Origin of the sequence: Niastella vici (assembly GCF_002077945.1) — a bacterium.
Lineage (GTDB): Bacteria > Bacteroidota > Bacteroidia > Chitinophagales > Chitinophagaceae > Niastella > Niastella vici.
The window spans coordinates 46675-64634 of the sequence record NZ_LVYD01000055.1 but is presented as its reverse complement, the minus strand read 5'-3'; the positions used below and the strand labels follow the sequence as shown (position 1 = coordinate 64634).

At 46.0% G+C, this 17960-nt stretch carries 12 protein-coding genes; 4 read left to right on the top strand and 8 right to left on the bottom strand.

Going from position 1 to position 17960, the window contains the following annotated elements; genetic code table 11:
* Window positions 1–224: 224 nt before the first annotated feature.
* The 7 genes from A3860_RS22785 to A3860_RS22755 all read right to left on the bottom strand — a co-directional run bounded on the left by A3860_RS22785 (window position 225) and on the right by A3860_RS22755 (window position 10924).
* Complete coding sequence (locus tag A3860_RS22785; protein ID WP_158085328.1) at window positions 225–1547, bottom strand: DUF4302 domain-containing protein; 1323 nt, start codon at window positions 1545–1547, stop codon at window positions 225–227.
* Between the two features lie 114 nt (window positions 1548–1661).
* Complete coding sequence (locus tag A3860_RS22780) at window positions 1662–2564, bottom strand: zinc-binding metallopeptidase (protein ID WP_081150309.1); 903 nt, start codon at window positions 2562–2564, stop codon at window positions 1662–1664.
* Window positions 2565–2609: 45 nt separating this feature from the next.
* Window positions 2610–4055: a RagB/SusD family nutrient uptake outer membrane protein gene (locus A3860_RS22775; protein ID WP_081150307.1), complete on the bottom strand. Its 1446-nt coding sequence runs from the start codon at window positions 4053–4055 to the stop codon at window positions 2610–2612.
* A 29-nt stretch (window positions 4056–4084) separates the two neighbouring features.
* The gene (locus tag A3860_RS22770; RefSeq protein WP_245843594.1) at window positions 4085–7726 is read right to left on the bottom strand and encodes a SusC/RagA family TonB-linked outer membrane protein; all 3642 of its coding nucleotides are present in this window, start codon (window positions 7724–7726) and stop codon (window positions 4085–4087) included.
* Between the two features lie 358 nt (window positions 7727–8084).
* Window positions 8085–9212, bottom strand: a complete 1128-nt coding sequence (locus tag A3860_RS22765) for a FecR family protein (protein ID WP_158085327.1) — start codon at window positions 9210–9212, stop codon at window positions 8085–8087.
* A 54-nt stretch (window positions 9213–9266) separates the two neighbouring features.
* Window positions 9267–9848 carry an RNA polymerase sigma factor gene (locus A3860_RS22760; protein WP_081150301.1) on the bottom strand — a complete coding sequence of 194 codons (582 nt, stop codon included), beginning with the start codon at window positions 9846–9848 and terminating at the stop codon, window positions 9267–9269.
* 467 nt (window positions 9849–10315) lie between these two features.
* Window positions 10316–10924 carry an RNA polymerase sigma factor gene (locus tag A3860_RS22755; protein WP_081150299.1) on the bottom strand — a complete coding sequence of 203 codons (609 nt, stop codon included), beginning with the start codon at window positions 10922–10924 and terminating at the stop codon, window positions 10316–10318.
* Between the two features lie 382 nt (window positions 10925–11306).
* On the opposite strand from A3860_RS22755, the gene A3860_RS22750 reads away from it, so the two are divergent.
* Entirely contained in the window at window positions 11307–11732 is a 426-nt protein-coding gene (locus A3860_RS22750; RefSeq protein ID WP_081150297.1) for a TerB family tellurite resistance protein, read from the top strand.
* Window positions 11733–12070: 338 nt separating this feature from the next.
* Here A3860_RS22750 and A3860_RS22745 read toward each other — a convergent pair whose 3' ends face one another.
* Window positions 12071–13909, bottom strand: coding sequence for a gamma-glutamyltransferase family protein (locus A3860_RS22745; RefSeq protein WP_081150295.1), 1839 nt, complete (start codon window positions 13907–13909; stop codon window positions 12071–12073).
* A gap of 280 nt (window positions 13910–14189) precedes the next feature.
* Here A3860_RS22745 and A3860_RS22740 point away from each other — a divergent pair, with 280 nt between their 5' ends.
* From A3860_RS22740 to A3860_RS41190, 3 genes are all read left to right on the top strand, one after another.
* On the top strand, window positions 14190–15839 hold the full coding sequence (locus A3860_RS22740) for a L,D-transpeptidase family protein (RefSeq protein WP_081150293.1): 1650 nt from the start codon (window positions 14190–14192) through the stop codon (window positions 15837–15839).
* Between the two features lie 453 nt (window positions 15840–16292).
* On the top strand, window positions 16293–16565 hold the full coding sequence (locus tag A3860_RS22735) for a hypothetical protein (RefSeq protein ID WP_081150291.1): 273 nt from the start codon (window positions 16293–16295) through the stop codon (window positions 16563–16565).
* 546 nt (window positions 16566–17111) lie between these two features.
* On the top strand, window positions 17112–17258 hold the full coding sequence (locus tag A3860_RS41190; protein WP_158085326.1) for a hypothetical protein: 147 nt from the start codon (window positions 17112–17114) through the stop codon (window positions 17256–17258).
* Window positions 17259–17960: the final 702 nt, after the last annotated feature.

Here is a 17960-nt window from a genome sequence, read left to right as displayed (position 1 = left end):
GTTCACCAGGTTTTCACAGGGCCGAATCACCCGTAGGTTTTAAATAGGACATACAATTCGTTTATGAATACTTAGTTTGTATTCTTTCTTTTGGAATGTTGGTGTTCCTGTTACAGGTTACCGGTTGCCAGGCCCTTACTATCAGAATGCCCGCCAATGCACAGCCGTTCCTTAATTTAAGGTCCCGGTACCAGGGAACTGGTAACTGGCAACCGTTTTCCAACCTATTGGTTTCGCCAACTGATCCAGGTCTTTGCATCTTTGGCGCTCACCATATCAAATGTGGTCTCGCTGGTTTGTACAAACCAATAGCCATTGGTGATAAATAACTGATCTTTTGTTTTAAAAGCGGGCCCTGTTGTGGGATATGGATCTGCATTGAGATCGCCCAGCAACGTAAATATTACCCGGCCATCTGATTGAAATGACGCTTTTGGCGCCGTACCATACAACCAATCCAGCGCATTTTGCGTGGGGAAAAAATAGAACGGCACCAGGGCATCAAAAGATCCGGAGGAAGATTGAATACCCGGCCAGTAAGTAAAGTAATAATAGGTAGCAGAGTCGGTTTTCAGGCTCTTCACATTGAATGCATCATCAACCCCATCTACATGAAAGCCATTTGGCGAAAACCAGTAACTCTGTGCGGTAGCGCCCCACTGCCACCAGCGCCGGCCGGCCTGCACATCGGGATTTACAGGCCTGATGGCGCCGGCGATAGTAGCATCCGTATTATTCACTTTTACCTGTATAGTGTTCGTCGTTGCATTGAAACCGGTGATAGTAAAACCGGTAATGGTTGTACTTCCATTGACCACGGGGATCGTGAACTGAATACCCGTAGCGGAAATATAATAAGGTGTGGTAATCGTATGCGTTGTTCCGGAAGCATCCTTCCAGGTAATGATAGCTGTTTTAAGTATGGTATTGATCTGGATCTCATATTCGGTACCGTTATAAGTAAGGCGTTTAAAATAGTTCAGGATCTTTCCAAGATTTGACAAGCCAACCAGGTTATTGCGTACCTGTTTGTTTTCCCAGGCGGCCCTGTCCTGCGCAGAAGCCTTTCGCAAAACGGCGCTGCTGCCGTTAAAGCGGCCGGTGAGTTTGATACTGTCGGTAGTGACCGTATCGATCATAAATTCAAAATCGGATAACATGCCGGCGCCGGGGTAACCACCGTTCACCCGCGGATCAGGATCGGCAATCAAATGGATATAGGAATAGGTATCAAAAAGCAAACAGGGTTGTTGCAATGATTTCAACCGGTAACTGCTTTCTTTTTGCACGCCTGCGGTAGTTGAATCAAGATCGCAATACATAAATACCCGGTTACTTTCGTTAAACCGGAAATAAAAACTATAGGTATTGCCCAGCCTGGTTACCAGTGTGGCCGTCCAGCCATTGGTAGAACCGGTGATCGTAGATTGATAGCTTTTCAACTGCTCGTTGATACGGTCATCGGCGCCTTTGTCGAAGGCCGACTTATCTTTTTTACAGGCAACGACTGTTGTTACAATCAATAGATATATTAAATACTTTTTCATAATCATGTTTCTTCTAATTTTTGATTTTTAGATTTTGAGATTTCTGGATTTCATTCTGTTTAGCGAATCCTCAAATCTCAAAATCCCGAAATCGCGAAATCAGCAATTGATTCCTTATTTTATCAGTGCATCAACCGCACCTCTTACTCTTGTTTGCAACCGGTAGAAATCAATTCCCCACACATCTTTATAATAGGCCACTACCATCGATTCTTTTTTGCGCAATTTGGCCATCGCATCTGCCTGGCTGATACCATTTTGGCTGGCACCGGCCGGGATGGAGTTTACGATCTTGTCGAAACCCGCTTTCCCTTCTATCAACATCATCGCGATCATTTCCACAAAATCTTCATCGGGCGCACTCATGGCATAAGCGGTAACAAAACCATCCCGCCGGGCAGCGTTGTCACTTACATTGTTCCAGTTGGCGGTGTAGAACCCAGGTGTGATGCGTTTGAAATCTTCGGGATACAAAACATTCTGATGAAGGATATGACCAAACTCATGTTCAATGGTGTGGAACATTTGTTTTATGGTGGCTGAATCGGATGGCGTATAACCGGCCATTGCTTTTGTTCTGAAATCATTCAGCACGTACAGCACGATCTTACGTCCGCCTTCGGCAGTACCCAACGTAATGGTGCCATCGGTATTCCAGCTGGCGCTGCCGCATAGTACAAAGAACTTAGGGCAATAGGTGCGCATGAATACGTCGCCGGCTTCGGCGATATAGGTATCGATCCAAACTTTTTTCACCGCTTCCATTACCGGAACGATCTTTTCTTCCATCGGCGGCACCAGGTCCTTGTTCAACTCCAGCTCAAACTGGTCCCACTTATATTTGACTGAGATGTTAAAGGGTTTGGTTAAATTGTCGTAGATCCAGTTATCGATGGAGCCTTTTACCCAGGTATCGCCACCTAAACCAGGTATATTGTCTACACTCCCCAAATGCTCACTCTTTTTACAGGCTACCGCCAATAAAACAACACAGATAATTATTGTAACTTTTTTCATTATAGGAATCAGTTTAAAGTTCACAGTTCAAAGTTTAAATGGTCCTTACCTGGGGTTTTGCGCAATGCCCGATTGCTTGGCCACATCGGGGATCTGAAATACCCGCATGGGATCATCGGCCTTAAGCGTACGTATGGGGCCTTCTGCAGTGGGATGCGTTACTGGTATTTTGTACCGCAACAGATCGAACCAGCGCATGCCCTCCTGTACAAACTCGGCCCGTTTAAAATCCATAAGGGCCGACAGCGCGCCCTGTTGTAGATCGCTGGTGCGGTAAAACGATCTGATCTTACTGGCCGACACATCGTGCGTAGCCGCATTGTAGTTATAAATGCGGGTGCTGGCATAGGCATTGAGGTCGCTCAGCACATCGTTGATATTGTTCAGAAAAATATTGGCCTCGGCGCGGTTGAACAACACTTCCTCGGCAGTGAACAGGGGCACCATCACGTAGGGATACCCGATCTCGGCGTTCACCGACTCCCGAACAAAATATTCATTGACCTTGGGTATAAAATAATTATTGGTACCACCCGTATACAACTGGTACCGGAAGATGCGGGTGCCGCCGGTGACATTGGGCGCCAGCAATATTTCGTTCGATTTTACGGCATCGAGCCCATAGCGTACGCCCACATAATTCCTCGCCCATAACGACCTGGTTTCAACCAATAAAAGGTTGGCCGCTTCGGTGGCTTTGGCATAGCGGGCCCACAGTTCATTATAAGTAAGCACGCGGTATTCGGTATTCCAGGGACGCAGCATGGCCACTATGTTGTTGTTGGGGAATACTTTTGAGGCATGCTCCACCACTTTGCTGTATTGCCGTTTGAATAAATAAAAGCGGGAAGCAAAAGCATGTGCCGCCGCTTTGGTAAAATGATAGCGGGGCACCGTGTATAATTTATCGTCTATAAGCGGTAATCCTTCTGTAAGATCTTTCTCGATCATGTCGTACACGTACTGCACCGTTTTTCTTTCATACTGCTCAAACACCACTTTCTCGGGTTTAAGCACATAGGGAATACCGGGGTCGGTGCCGGCAGTTGAGGGGTCATATACTTTTGAGAAAAAAGTTACCAGCATAAAATGCGCATAGGCCCGGCATACCAGCGCTTCGCCTTTTTGCGCTGCATACTTCGCAGGCTCTTTTTCACAAACCTCCAGCGCCTGGTTGGCGGCAGCGATCGCTTTGTAACAGGCGTTCCAGTAAAACTCAGGCGAGTCTTCCTCGGTATTGGCCACATCGTGAAAAAAGAAGGGATCAATATTGGTGCGGTCTAACTGGCCAATGCCTTTATCGGCCACATTATCTGAAATAGATTCAGCAAAGGCCATGTAATTGGCCTGCGGATAGGCCGTGCCCAATAACTGCGATACTTTTTCGGGCGAGTTCAACACGGCCCGGTTATCGGGTGACTGTTCCAGGAACTTCTTACAACTGGTTCCCAGTAGCAGTATTAATGAGGTGTATAATAAAAACTTTTTCATGGTCACTAATTAATTTGTAAGCTCAATAACTATATTCCTACTCTAACTGACAGCGTCATTTGCTTCTGTATAGGTTGTGCAACTCCTCCTGAATTAAAGAACTCAGGATCCTGCCCTTTCAGCTTTTCATCTGAATAGATCAACCAGGGATTGGTAGCAGCGGCTGAAAGTACCAGGTTGCTTACCCCTGCTTTTTTGATCCAGTTCGACTGTACCTGCCAGGTGAGCGACACGGTCTTCAGGCGTACAAAATCGCCTTTGGCCACCCGTTGTGTTGAATAGTTATAATCGTTGTATGGATATGCCCCGCCATTTTGCGCCAGGGTATAGGCATCGAGGATGGAGGGCACATTGGTATATTTTTCATCGCCCGGCATGATCCAGCGATCAGTGAACTCCCGTGGCATGGCATTCATATCTGAATAGCTGGCCTGGAAAGCCGGGTACAGCCTGATGTGGTTACCAGCCTGATAGGTTAAAAAGATATTCAGGGAAAAAGCCTTGTAATGAAAGGTGTTTGAAAAGCCACCGGTAATGGTAGGATCTACCGGTCCTTCGTAAACGAGATGGCTGATATCGTCATCCTGCAAATAAACATCACTGCTGATCTTACCGCTTTGATCGGTGAACGTAGGTTTACCGGTTTTATGGTCAAGTCCTCTATATTCCAGCGAGAATAAACTTCTCACGGGATAACCCTGCCGGTTGCCGCCTTCTGCGATCACCATATCAAAGATGAGCGGCCTGTTTCGCGCATTGGTGATCTTTGTGGTATTATACCCAAAGGTGGCATTCGCCCGCCAGCCCCAGTCTCTTTGTTTTATGATCTCGCCGCCTATTAACAGTTCCAACCCCTTTGATTCCATATCAGCGTAGTTGGCCGCTTTTGGCGTTTCGCCGCCAATACCGGATGTTTTTATCAAACTGATCAAATCAAAGCTCCGGCGCTGGTATACATCCAGGCTCATGGTGAGCCGGCGTTTAAAGAAACCGGCATCAAGCCCCAGGTTGGTAGTGTACAATTTCTCCCAGGTAAGGTCGGCGTTCTCGAGGTTGGCGAGGTTGATCACCGACTCCACTTCCGACAAATAGGGCCGCCGCGTATTTATGTTTTTCAGTACGATGCTCGAATTGGTAGCGGGCCCCATACTGGCCGTTAACCCATAACTGGCGCGCAGGGTGAGGTAATCGGCCCAGAGTGCATGCTGCATAAAGGCTTCCTGTTCTACATTCCACGACCCCGCCACGCTCCAGGTAGGCAGCCAGCGCGCCTTTTTCGATTGCCCCAGCCGGTTTGACCCATCGTAGCGGATGGTACTGGTAAAATTGTATTTCAGGTTATAGGAGTAGTTGGCCGATGCATACAGGGCAACAAAGCGGTCGTAATCCCTGCTCATGCCATAGTAGGGAAAATTATTTTCAATGGTTTGTTTTAAAATGCGGTAATCAACAAAGGGAGTGCCGCCATTGTCGTATTGATAGCCATAACCGGTATTGGTAAAATGCTGGCGGTCGGCATATTTAACCTGTTGCCCGGCCAGGATATTAATAGTATGTTTTTCTTTTAAAACCTTTGAATAGTTAAGGCTGTTGCGGAAATCATAGTTCTGCAACATATCTTCGGTACGGTTATAAAAACCACCATAAGGCAACACCACAACGGGTTGCGCTTCGGGATCATCGGGATCGCGGTACAGGAATTTATTATTGCGCCTGATGGTTGAGTTGCCTGCCGCGCGATAAGCTTCCGCCATATTCGCATGCTCGGTGATCATGTGCTCGCGCGAAGATTTCACATAACGAAAAGCGCCTACAAATTCATACTTCAGGTCTTTAAAGATCTTATAAGAGATATCGCCCTGCAAACGCAGATCGATCAGGTTCAGATCGAGGTAATTATTTTTGAGTTCGTTGATGATATTAAAACCGGCAAAATTCCTTCTGAAGTACTCGAGGTTGCCATGATCATCATACGGCGTAATGGTGCGGCTGGTATTCAACGCATAGCTGAAGGGGTTGATATCAAAGTCGCGGTCAAACTTTCCTTCCACGGGGTTGCTGTTGCGGGCCAGGGCGCCGGGCGCCCGTTGCTGACGAACAGAACCCACCGTAGCAAACCCGCCCGAGAGGCGTTCATTGAACTTATAATTATTGCGATAATTAAGTGTATAGCGATTAACGCGGTCGGCGATCGTCCAGCCATTATCACCTAAATAACTGGTCGAAAAATAAGATTGCGATTTTTCGGTACCCGATGAAACACTCAGCGAATGTTCCTGTACAAAATTATTCCGGAACAATACATCGAACCAATCGGTGTTGGCCATGGCATAGCGGGTTAAAAATGCCTTGCGCGCTTCGGTGGTATTTTCCAATGTAAAATTGCCGTTGGTGCCATTCATGAGGTCGTACATTTTTCCATACACCCCATTGTCGGCTTTGTCGAGCACATTCGGACTTAAGATGCCTTTGCGTTCCAGCTCGGCCAGCACCGACATTTGTTCGGCAGAGTTCATAATGTTGAAGTCATTATAAACCGGTTTAAGCTGGGTGGTGAAGTTACCCGTATAATTCACTGAGAAGCGGCCGGCCTTTCCTCTTTTGGTAGTGATGACCACTACCCCGTTCATCGCACGCGCGCCATACAGCGCAGTGGCCGATGCATCTTTTAAAATATCGAAGCTTTCAATATCATTCGAATTTAAACCAGCCACGGCCGATCCCAACAGGGTGGTTGGGTCGCCGCTCGATAACTGATCATTCGAAATATTTACGATGTCTTCGAGCACCACGCCATCCACTACCCATAATGGTTTGTTATCGCCATTAATAGAAGTAGCGCCGCGTACCCTGATCTTTGGCGCGGTTCCAAATGTGCCCGACACGTTTTGAACGGAAACCCCGGCAGCGCGCCCTTCCAACATCCTGCTTACATCGGGTACGCCCTGCAATTTGATCTCATCGGCTTTCAGGCGGGTAGCAGCCCCCGCAAACTTGTTCTTGTCAATATTCTGAAAACCGGTAACGATCACTTCACTCAACGCCCTTTCTTCTTCATTGAATAATTCAATACTTAAGAATGTTTGTCCTTTATACAGCATCACTTTGGGCGCTTTACCCACGTACGAAAACCGGATGCTGTCACCCGGTTGCGCATTGATGGTAAACTCGCCCTTACCGTTGGTGAACACACCCTTGTGGTCGCCCAGGTTCTCAACCGATACCTGGCCCAGCGGAGCATCCTCCTCTTTGCCGGTTACTTTTCCTTTTACATGTTTGGTTGGAATGGAGTCGATAGTGACCTGTGCACCGGCGGCAGGACTAATAATACCGGCCTTGCTTTCTTTCTTTTTATCAACGGCCTTAATGATGATGATGAAATTTTCAGTGATCTTATAACCGAGTGAGCGGCCACGCAACAGACTGCGCATCACTTCATCTAAACCGGCCTCGAAAAAGCTTACGTTTATCTTTTCCTTATCATTTACAAGATCGTTACTGTAAAAGACCACGAAGCCGGTTTGGCGGCGTATTTCACTGAATACCTCGCTGATGGCTTTACGTTTAGCCTGCAGGGTTACTTTGAACTCCTGCCGGGGATCGGCCTGTACGGAAAAGGGTAATGTTGAAAGAATAACCAATATGGAAATGGATATCCAAAACAATTTCATTACCCGGATATTGTGGGGACAACGTCCGGAGGGAAATCTCATAATACAATTAGTTTTTGTAAAACGGTTATACTATTTAGACAAGCATTCGTTTGAATCGGGTGACAGCGATTAATTAATTTTTATTTTTTGTATTCGATGTGCAGAAAATACGGCGGCACAAAAACGCAGAAGAGTTATTTACGTGTAGACTTGTTAGTTAAATTGTGGAATTAAAATCAAAGGGGAAACATTATTGAAAGTTACCGGTTACCAGTTCCCGGTTACCGGGCAAAAAATTTGAGCAACCCGACAATTGGCAGAATGATCGAAATTCAAGCCTGGCAACTGGTAACTGGAAACCGGCAACTAATAAAGTTTAATTTCGGGTAATAGTTACTTTTCCATCCTTATTATCATAAGTGATATCACCCGAAGAAGCTAACATGTTGAAGAAAGCGTTTACAGGTTTATTGCGGTTCATGGCGCCAGAGAAGTGAAGGCCGGCCAGTGTGGGATCTTTCAATTTTACCTGCACATCGAACCATCGCTCGGCAACGACGGCTATTTGCTGCAGTTTTTCATTGCGGAAATAGTACAGGCCCTGCAACCAGCCCAATACCATTGTTTCATCAAAGTTTTCCTTACGCAGGGCGCTGTTGCTGTTGGCAGCGATCACGGCTTCCCCGGGTAGTAATATAATACGTTCGCCTTTGGCATTCTCTACAGATACCGAGCCATTCACGAGCGAGATATAAGTAGCTTCGCCATTATATGATTTAATATTGAATTCGGTACCCAGTGCCCGTACGGTTAAACCGTTCACCTGTACGCTAAACGGCTGCCGCGCATCGTGCGATACTTTAAAATAAGCTTCGCCTTTTAATTCCACCTTGCGTTCGGGCTGCGTAAATGATAATGGGAACCTGAATTCTGTAACGGCGTTCAGCCATACCTTGCTGCCATCGGCCAGTTGAAATGCATAGCTTTTGCCGGCGGGCACCATCAGCGTGTTCCAGGCGCCGGGATCAATTTTGGCATCGCGCGCATGTTGCATCCAGCGCGCCAGCGAATCCTGCGCGGTGGTATGCACAATATTACCATTAGCGAGTTTAATATCTATTGATCCTGATGCCGTTGTTTGCGAACGGTTCACCCCCAAAAAATAATACACGGTCATTATAATAATACCAATGGCAACCGCAGCAGCTGCATAACGCATGAAGCCGGTGCCGGTGGTACGTTCGGGCATAGCGACTGTATCGGTAACAGGTTCTGTTGGCCTGTCGTGAAGGTTCACTTTTTGTTGTAAAGCCTGCCAGGCATCTTCTACATTAAATGATTGATCGAAGCTCACTGCCTTGCGCATAGCATATACCTGTTGCATTTGCTGCCATAAATGTTCAACCTCCTGGTGGCGGGTGATCAGCTCTTCAAGCCTTAAATCATCTTCCTCACCAATTTGGCCCGTCAGTTTATCAATTATTAGTTGCTCGACATCATTCATATCAATATAATTGTTCATGGCAAGTATGAATCAAACATCAGGGGGTGTTAAATATTATGACAATAAAATATACAAAACAGGTGACAAGCCGGTAAAATAATAATAGTCGCGCAGACTTTCCCGGAGTTTTGCAAAAGCCCGGCGCAGCTGTGTTTTAACCGTATTAACGGTTACACCGGCAATAACAGCCGCATCCTGGTATTTTTTGCCTTCCACGCAAACCAGCTCAAAGATACGTTTGCATTGCTCAGGTAACTGGGCAATAACACCTTGTACCATTTGAGCCATTTCCTGGATCTCCATTACGTGGGTATTTTCAATGATATCGATCCGTTCCTGGTAAGTCTTTTCTTTCCGGTTCACCCTGCTTTTATGCTTCAGCAAATTCAAAGCAGCATGTTTCACCATGGTGGTGAGGTAAGCACCCAGCGATTGCTGTACGATCTCAAACTTGCGTTCCTGCCAGAATTTTACAAAAACGTCCTGCACCAGGTCTTCAGCTTCTCCTTCATCCTGTAATAACAGGTATGCCTGTATGCAAAGCGTTTTGTAATATCGTTGAAATAACGCTTTAAACCCTTGTGGGTCCGAGGTTTTGAGCAATTGTAGTAGGATATGGTCTGTTTCAGCACCCATTCGTTTAAGGTTTATGCCATTAATAGTTAAGTTTTACATACCAGTCCTTCGACCAGGTACATAAACGTAAAGCAGGTACTCAAAGAGGATGAGCACACTTCACGATGGACGGGCGCGGAAATGAGTTGCTATGATTCGTGCATTCCGTTAGTTACGTTTGTTTGACAAGCAATATAGAAGGCATTTTAACGGGTACTGACTGACATTTACATAGATGCTATCCCCTGCCTTTTCAGGCTGCTTCTTTCAGGTCTTCTTTTTTGTACTGGATTATTTAACAGCGGATTGGATGCCTAATGTACAGAAAAAGTTTTGAAACTTACAAACGTTTATCCGAAAATGTAAGTTCGACCAGCTGATTTATGCAGCTGAATCTATTAAGGGATAATTTTATATTTCCTGAATCCCAGTTTGTTAGTTTGTCAGTTTATTAGTTTGTTAGTTAGTGAGACTTAAAACTAAAAAACTTATAAACCTGAATAAACGGCAACAAAATAAATAAAGAGGGGAATGGAAAAAAGATCCGCCGCGATCAGGTTTTCGCGCAACAATGCGATGGCCTTTATTCGAAGCTGGGTAACCGTTACGGGAGTAAGCGCTAATTGACCGGCCACCGCCGGTATGGTAAGCTGATCGCAAAAAAGCAGGGCGAACACCCTTTGTTCCGTTTCGGGCAGGGCCTGTACCTGGCGTTGCATATCGTCAAGCGCCTGGTTGCGCAGCGTTTCGGCGTCGTAGCGGGCCGTGGTTTTCAGCGATTGTTGGTACCAGGTAACGTCCTGGTCAGATCCTTTTTTATTTTCTGATCTTATATAGGCAAAACAAATGTTCCGGACCGTTATGAACAGAAAGGCTTTGATATCGGCTTCCCTGTTGAACCGGTCGCGCATCTGGAACAGTTTTATAAAAGTTTCCTGCACAATATGATGCGCTTCGGATTTATTTAAGATCAACTGGGTGGCAAAATCGATCAACACGGTGTAATGTTCATCGAATAATTCTTTTACTGCAACATAGCTGCCTTGCTGAAAAACAGCGATAGCATCCTGGTTTTGGGGCGATAGGGTCATGGGCATAGTTAAAGATTGAAAGCAATGTTTTCCGGATAAAGCTGTTGAATAAACAGTGTGATTCGCAGTAATTACACTTTGGGCAGATAAGGTTGGGATGAGGGATGGTTTAGCATTGACATGATGCAGATCATGAAGTGCGGTGGTCCGTTATAAAGTAAATATAACAATTGTACCATTTCCCCGCGGCAATTGCCCGTAAAAATCGTAAATTTCTTTTCGGTTACCAGTTACCTGTTACCAGTTACCGGGGCTCAAATCAATAGAAGCCTGAAAACAGGCAGGCAACCCGCATTAAGTCCCTGGCAACCGGAAACTGGCAACCGGTAACAGCCGATCACCACTGGCACCATAGTTGAATCATTGCTTACTTAAAACAAACTTACTTATGTATACCGGTTTGCTTAAAGCCCCTGAAGAGGGCATCTGCCACCTGTTCTATTATTGCTGCATGAAGGATGGACAATTTCAGGAATCGGAGCTGAACACCATTTCTGATAAACTGGTTTCAATAGACCTGCACAAAAAGCTCAACTTCAAAGATGAGATGCGCAAGTTCAAATCGTACCAGAGCAGCCTCACCGATGAAGACATGTATCTGAAATACCTCATCAGCCTTATACAACCAACCAACGCCCTGGCCCTGTTTTCCTGGTGTGTTGAGTTATGCGCCAGCGACAGCGGTGTAAGTGCGGAAGAAGACGCCCTGCTTTTTCGCATTGCCAAACTGCTCAATATCGGAGAAACAGAAAAGGACCTCCTTCAAAGGTTGATGATTGAGCGGAGCAGTGTGTTAGTGGAGAAAAAATTTTAATCGTCAGTGGTGAATGGTCAATGGTGAATAGAACCCGACCAGACAGGCACCTAAAATATTAGCGAGGCTCAAAATGAGCGGACAATTGACCATTGCCCATTGACCATTGCCCCAAAAAAAGCCGGATGCCCATCAAGGCACCCGGCGTGCTACCACATCTCTATTCTTCCATGCGTTATTTTTGAATTGAATTCAGTCGACTTTGATTTTGCTTTCATTCGTCACGAATCTGTAATACCCTCTAATTTATCTTAGTAAACAACAAAATTATGCCAACCGGTTTACCCTGAAATTGCATATATAACCACATGATATGTAGTTAATTTTCCACGATTTTTTTACCAGCCTACCCCATAATCTTCACCATGATTGCTCGATCCGCCCCAAAGCGTTCCATGCCTGCTATCGAAGTAAATGGCATTCACGGGACCCGATGTACGATCTTCATAAGTTAACTTATAACCCATCTTAATAAGCTCGCGCCTGATCCAGTCGGGCGTGTTGCTATTCACTAATAGAGAGCCCGGCTTGGGTTTGCGGTCTTCGCCACCCAGCGACAGGTATAACTGATAAGTATTCACGTTGGGGGCTTCCACCGCTTCCTGCACCGTCATCCCAAACTCGGTAACATCTAAAAAGAACTGCAACAGGTTCTGGTCCTGCGTATCGCCACCCTGTACTGCAAATGACAGGTACGGTTTGCCATCTTTCATGGCCAGGGTGGGGGTTAGCGTTACACGCGGCCGTTTACCCGGTTCTACCACATTGAACGGATTGAATACCGAATCGAGCACAAAGCTTTGCATGCGCTGGCTCATGCCCACACCGGTATGGCCGGCAATACAGGCGGGCAGCCAGCCACCGCTGGGCGTAACACTCACTACCCAGCCGGCCGAATCGGCCGCCTCTACCGAAGTAGTGCCCCGCCAAACCTGTTCCAGGTATTTTTCATCAACGGGCGAATAAGCCAGGGGCTTGCTGGTATTCCACTTGCTGAGGTAATTGGTAAACGGGTTCGATTTCCCTTCAAACGGATAGGGATCGCCCGGCAGGGCTGGCGACAGGTTCTTCGCCGGATCAATTAACCGCGCCCTTTCTTTAGCGTATTCTTTCGACAACAATCCCTTCAACGGCTCTGCCGGTGCAAAATAGGGATCGCCATAATAAAAGTCGCGGTCGGCAAATGCCAGCTGCATGGCCTGCGTTACAGTGTGTATGTAACGCGCTGAATTATAGCCCATGCTTTTAAGGTCAAAATTCTCGAGAATGTTCAGCGCCTGCAACATGGCCGGCCCCTGCGTCCATTGTTGCAGTTTGTATACTTCAATACCTTTATAATTCACGCTCACCGGTTCTTCAATCTGCACTTTCCATTTAGCCAGGTCTTCTTCTGTGATAAGGCCGCCCTGCTCTTTGCAGCCACGCACAAATTCTTTGGCGATATCACCGGTGTAGAACCGGGCGTAGGCGGCATAGATCGCTTCTTTCCGGTTCTTCCCCTTTTTCAATGCCTGCTGTTCGGCCTCTACCATTTTGCGCAGGGTTTCCAGCAGATCGGTTTGTTTAAAGATCTCGCCTGCTTCCGGCGCCTCGCGTTCCTGACCGGCATGCGGTAACAACACCGCTTTTGAATAGGGCCATTGTTTTATCTGGGCCTTTCCCCGTTCCATACTGTTGGCGGTTTGCGCTTCGATGGGGTAGCCTGCCGCCATTTGCATGGCTGGCGTTAGCACCTCTTTCAGGCTCATGGTGCCGTACTCGGCCAGCATGGTGCATATGCCGCCGGGCGTGCCGGGCGTTACCGCGGCGAGCGGACCGTATTCGGGCGGATAATGCATGCCTTTATTTTTAAAGAAATCGGCCGTAGCACCCGTAGGCGCCATACCCAGGGCATTAATGCCAATGACCTTGCCGGTATGGGGATTATAGATAAGCGCCTGTGTTTCGCCACCCCAGCTCAGCACATCCCACATGGTACAGGTAGCGGCGATCATGGCGCAGGCGGCATCCACGGCATTGCCCCCTTTTTGAAAGATGGCGGCGCCGGCAGTGGCAGCCAGCGGTTTACCGGTGATGGCCATCCAGTTTTTGCCGTGAAGGGGCGGTTTTTGGGTTTGCTGTGCCTGTAGGGAAAGAAAGAGACACAGATTCATGGAAAGGACCAGAAATCTTCTCATATGATTGTTTTGTAAACTAAAGTTAGTCAATGGGGTAATTCAATAATGTGATAAAATGATAATTGGATAATGCTTGCCCGTCCGAAGCCAGGCGAAGGCGGGGAAATGCGGTTATAGCGCGTGCCCCGAAGTTTATAAGAGGTTTTCCAAATGATGTAGAACTAATTCCACACCAGAAATCTTATAAAACCCACTACAACAGGCTTGCAGCAAATTGAAAGACAATAATTTAATTTATACCATTACCATTGATGGTATAAGATTTCATTAGTATACCCGTATGAAACACCTCATGTACCTGTTTTCGTTAACCCTGTTGTTAGCCGGTTGTTTAAACAGCGCCGAACACAATAATGATAATAGCGAAGCAGCAGGCGGCAGCGAGCCCGCCCAACCAAAGAATATATCCTCGCGCGATCGCAGTATTACAAAAGCCAACTCGTATTCAGACCTGTTCTTCGACAGCAGCCTGCTTCGTAATTATATTGCTAAAAATAAACCGGCTGATTCCATTGCCAGCCGCATGATCAGTTTTTACAATGCCCGCAATTACCAGTTTGCCTGGTTCAACAGCGATGGTTTTACCGAAGAGGCCCAGGCCTTCTGGAATATGTTCGATCATTACCTCACCTATTCAGGCGACACCTCGCTGAAGAACAAACCACTCGAAAAACAAATGAACCGCCTGCTTCCTGATAGTTTTACCGTAAGCGCCAGCGACAAAAGCTATCAGCAAACCGAGCTGCGGTTAACCGAAAGCCTGATGGGTTATGCATTGAAGCATTTCGACAAAGGATATGTAAAACGCAAAGAGCTGGAACGGTTCATCCCCATAAAAAAAGAAGATCCCATTCAACTGGCCGATTCCTTATTATCGAAAAAGCATAAGGATAATAAATATTTTGAAGATATTAACCCTTCGTATAAATCGCTGAAAGGCCAGTTGCAGAAATATACCGACCTCTATAAAAAAGGCGGCTGGCCTGTTATTCCGCCCATGAAAAAGCTGCCAAAGAAAGGCAGCTCCTCCCCCACCATACCTCTTATAAAAAAATACCTCGCCATTACCAGCGACATGGCGGGCAACGATACTTCGGCCGTATACAACGATGCGCTGGCCGAAGGCATAACCAACATACAACAACGATTTGGACTGAACCCCACCGGCCACCTTACAAAGGACCTGCTCCAGGAAATGAATATACCCCTGCGCGACCGTATTGAGCAATTACTGATCAATATGGGCCGCATGCGCTGGATGCCCTCGCAACCAAAGGGCTCGCTGATCATCGTGAATATTCCCGAATTCAATTTGCATATGCTGGAAGATGGCAAAAAGGTGTTTGATATGAATGTGGTGGTAGGCAAGGAAGGACATAGCACCATGCAGTTCACCGGCACCCTGAACCAGATCGTGTTTGCCCCTTACTGGAATGTGCCGCCTAAAATTGTCACCCATGAAATTCTGCCCGAAATACAAAAGGATAAAGACTATCTCAGGAAAAATGAGATGGAAGACCTGGGCGATAAAGATGGAGATGGCATTACCGACATCAGACAATTGCCGGGCGATAAAAATTCACTGGGCAAGGTGAAATTCCTTTTCCCCAATAGCTTTGATATTTATTTACACGATACCCCGGCCAAAAGCTTATTCAATAAAGAAAGACGGGCCTTTAGCCATGGCTGCATCAGACTGGCCGATGCCCAAAAGATGGCTGAGTACCTGCTACGCAATGATCCCGACTGGGATGCAGCGAAAATTGAGGAAGCCATGAATGCGAAAGAACAGAAATTTGTAAAGCTTAAAAATACCGCTGAAGTGTTTATCACTTATTACACCGCCTGGGTTGATGAGGAGGGGCGTTTAAACTTCAGACAGGATGTATACGGACATGATAAAGATATAACAGCAAGGCTGTTTGAGTAGAAAGAATGCCTGCCCGAAATGCGATCAAATGCGCGGTCAAAATTTTTTATGGAGGCGCCATGCGCGGTCAATACGGCAGACACTATAAGGCCTGCAATGCAGCATCACCCTGAATACGGCAGAGCAGCAGCTGTAAACGATTCCCGGTTTATTGGATATTTAATATACATGTTCATTGTTCATTGCGCATAATTAAGCGTTTAGTATTCAGCGTTAAGTAGCAAGACCTAAACCGTTTTATGTACGCTAACAGCGAATTGAGTAAAATGTTTTACCACACAATTTGACGTGACATATTTGCTTGTTATAGATCAACAAATAGTCAGTACCTTGTAAAATGTAGGCCTGTAGCGGTGTTTCGCAAGTAAAAAACTATTAATTAGTAAATTTTTATAATCGTAGCACGAGAATTGCTTTTACCTTTGTGTTTCACTTGTTACATATTTTTGGACTATGCGAATTGAAGTAAAGAAAAATATCCACTTCACCAAGTTGGTGAAAGTGAATGGACGGTTGAAGGAATTTAACTTCAGGAAATTGGGCGGCCCTAATGAAGGTCTTTTTACGGTGGATGTTAGCGACGACAGGGGTAATCGCATCCTGTTTCGCATGCAAAAAGAACAAGACGCCTGGAAGATAGTGGTGGCTCAGCAACTGCCGAATTGGGTAATGGAAAAGGAGACCACATTCCATGATCTCATAGAGGAAGAGATGCGCAGCCTGTAACATACCTCACCGCTTCACCCGCCCGGTATCACCAAATCGGGATACCTATTCCCTCAAAGCCTGGTTCCCGCCTGTGTGTGCGGGGGGCACCTTGAGGTACATTGTCGGGTTTGTCCCAACCTGGCCGGGATCAACAGCCAACTGGTTAACAGGCTGATTTACAGGCCCATTGTTTACCATTTACTGCCAGGCAACACCTGTGTATAATTCAACAACTATAAGGAAGGCAACTTCCTTTTTTTTATGCCCTTTCGGGCTTCTACACCACCTGCCAACCGGGCGCCAACCCCGATGCTTGTAAAACGTGCTGGCGAAGGTCCCGGGCAAATCACCGGCCTGGGCAAGCACGGGCAAAAGCGGTAAAGTTTCAACGGCGTATTGAAGTCATGGGATTTGTATATTAGCAATAAAGCATATAAGAAAAGTGGGGGTTCCATTCCCCGTTTTTAACAATTCCTTTCCACACTTCATTTTTACAAACTACTGATAATCAAACCGCCATGCCAGTGGCATCTTTTTTAATTATATACGCTAAACTTTACAACCATGAAACCGGCAAATAGATACAGTGGGAATAATAACTTATATAAAAATTCGGAAGAAATTGCATTGATCACTTTCGTGGTTTTCCTCATTACCACCTTTGTTGCTTCCTGCATATATATTGGCATCGATGGCTTTCTGAGCAAATAATGACTACACCATACTTATCTTAGCATTGAACAACGCTACAACAAAGGCAGAGAGTTTTCTCCCTGCCTTTTTGTTGATAGCTAAAGGGTAGTATCAATATAGGATAAGACCTGTTTATTGTAGGTAATACAATTAACATGAAGGGCGTAGCAAGCCCATAAGCCGGCTGTTCAGGCTGCTACGCCCGAGATAAGGGGGTATGGATTAAACAAAAGATTTCCGTGGTACCCGGCTTTAGGTACCGTTATGACAATACAATGGAATACATCTACATTCTAAAGGGGGATATTCAAACAAGGCGTGACTACGGAAGAACCTATCGGTGAAACAGGTCTTCCTTAAAGAAGATTGTTCTTCATAAACAATAGATCTGCTACAAAAAAATAAAGAACGGATGGAAATGAAATTACGATACAAAACATCCGCTACAATCAGAATGGTTGCCTCACCAATCTCCTTCATAGGTTAAGTAACAATTAGTCGACCACTTCATATCCAAAATGGTGCCACTTGTAACATAATGTTAACGGAAACGATGCAATTTTTTTTAGCAGCTTATCCTTAATACCCAAACAACTATGCAGGATGATCAATGTTTTTATTGAACTAGTAATTTTACGATGTCTTAGCAGTTCGCAAGTTCAACGTTTATAGTTATTGAATCAGCAAGGGAATTCGTAACTGTGAATTGTAAACTTTAAA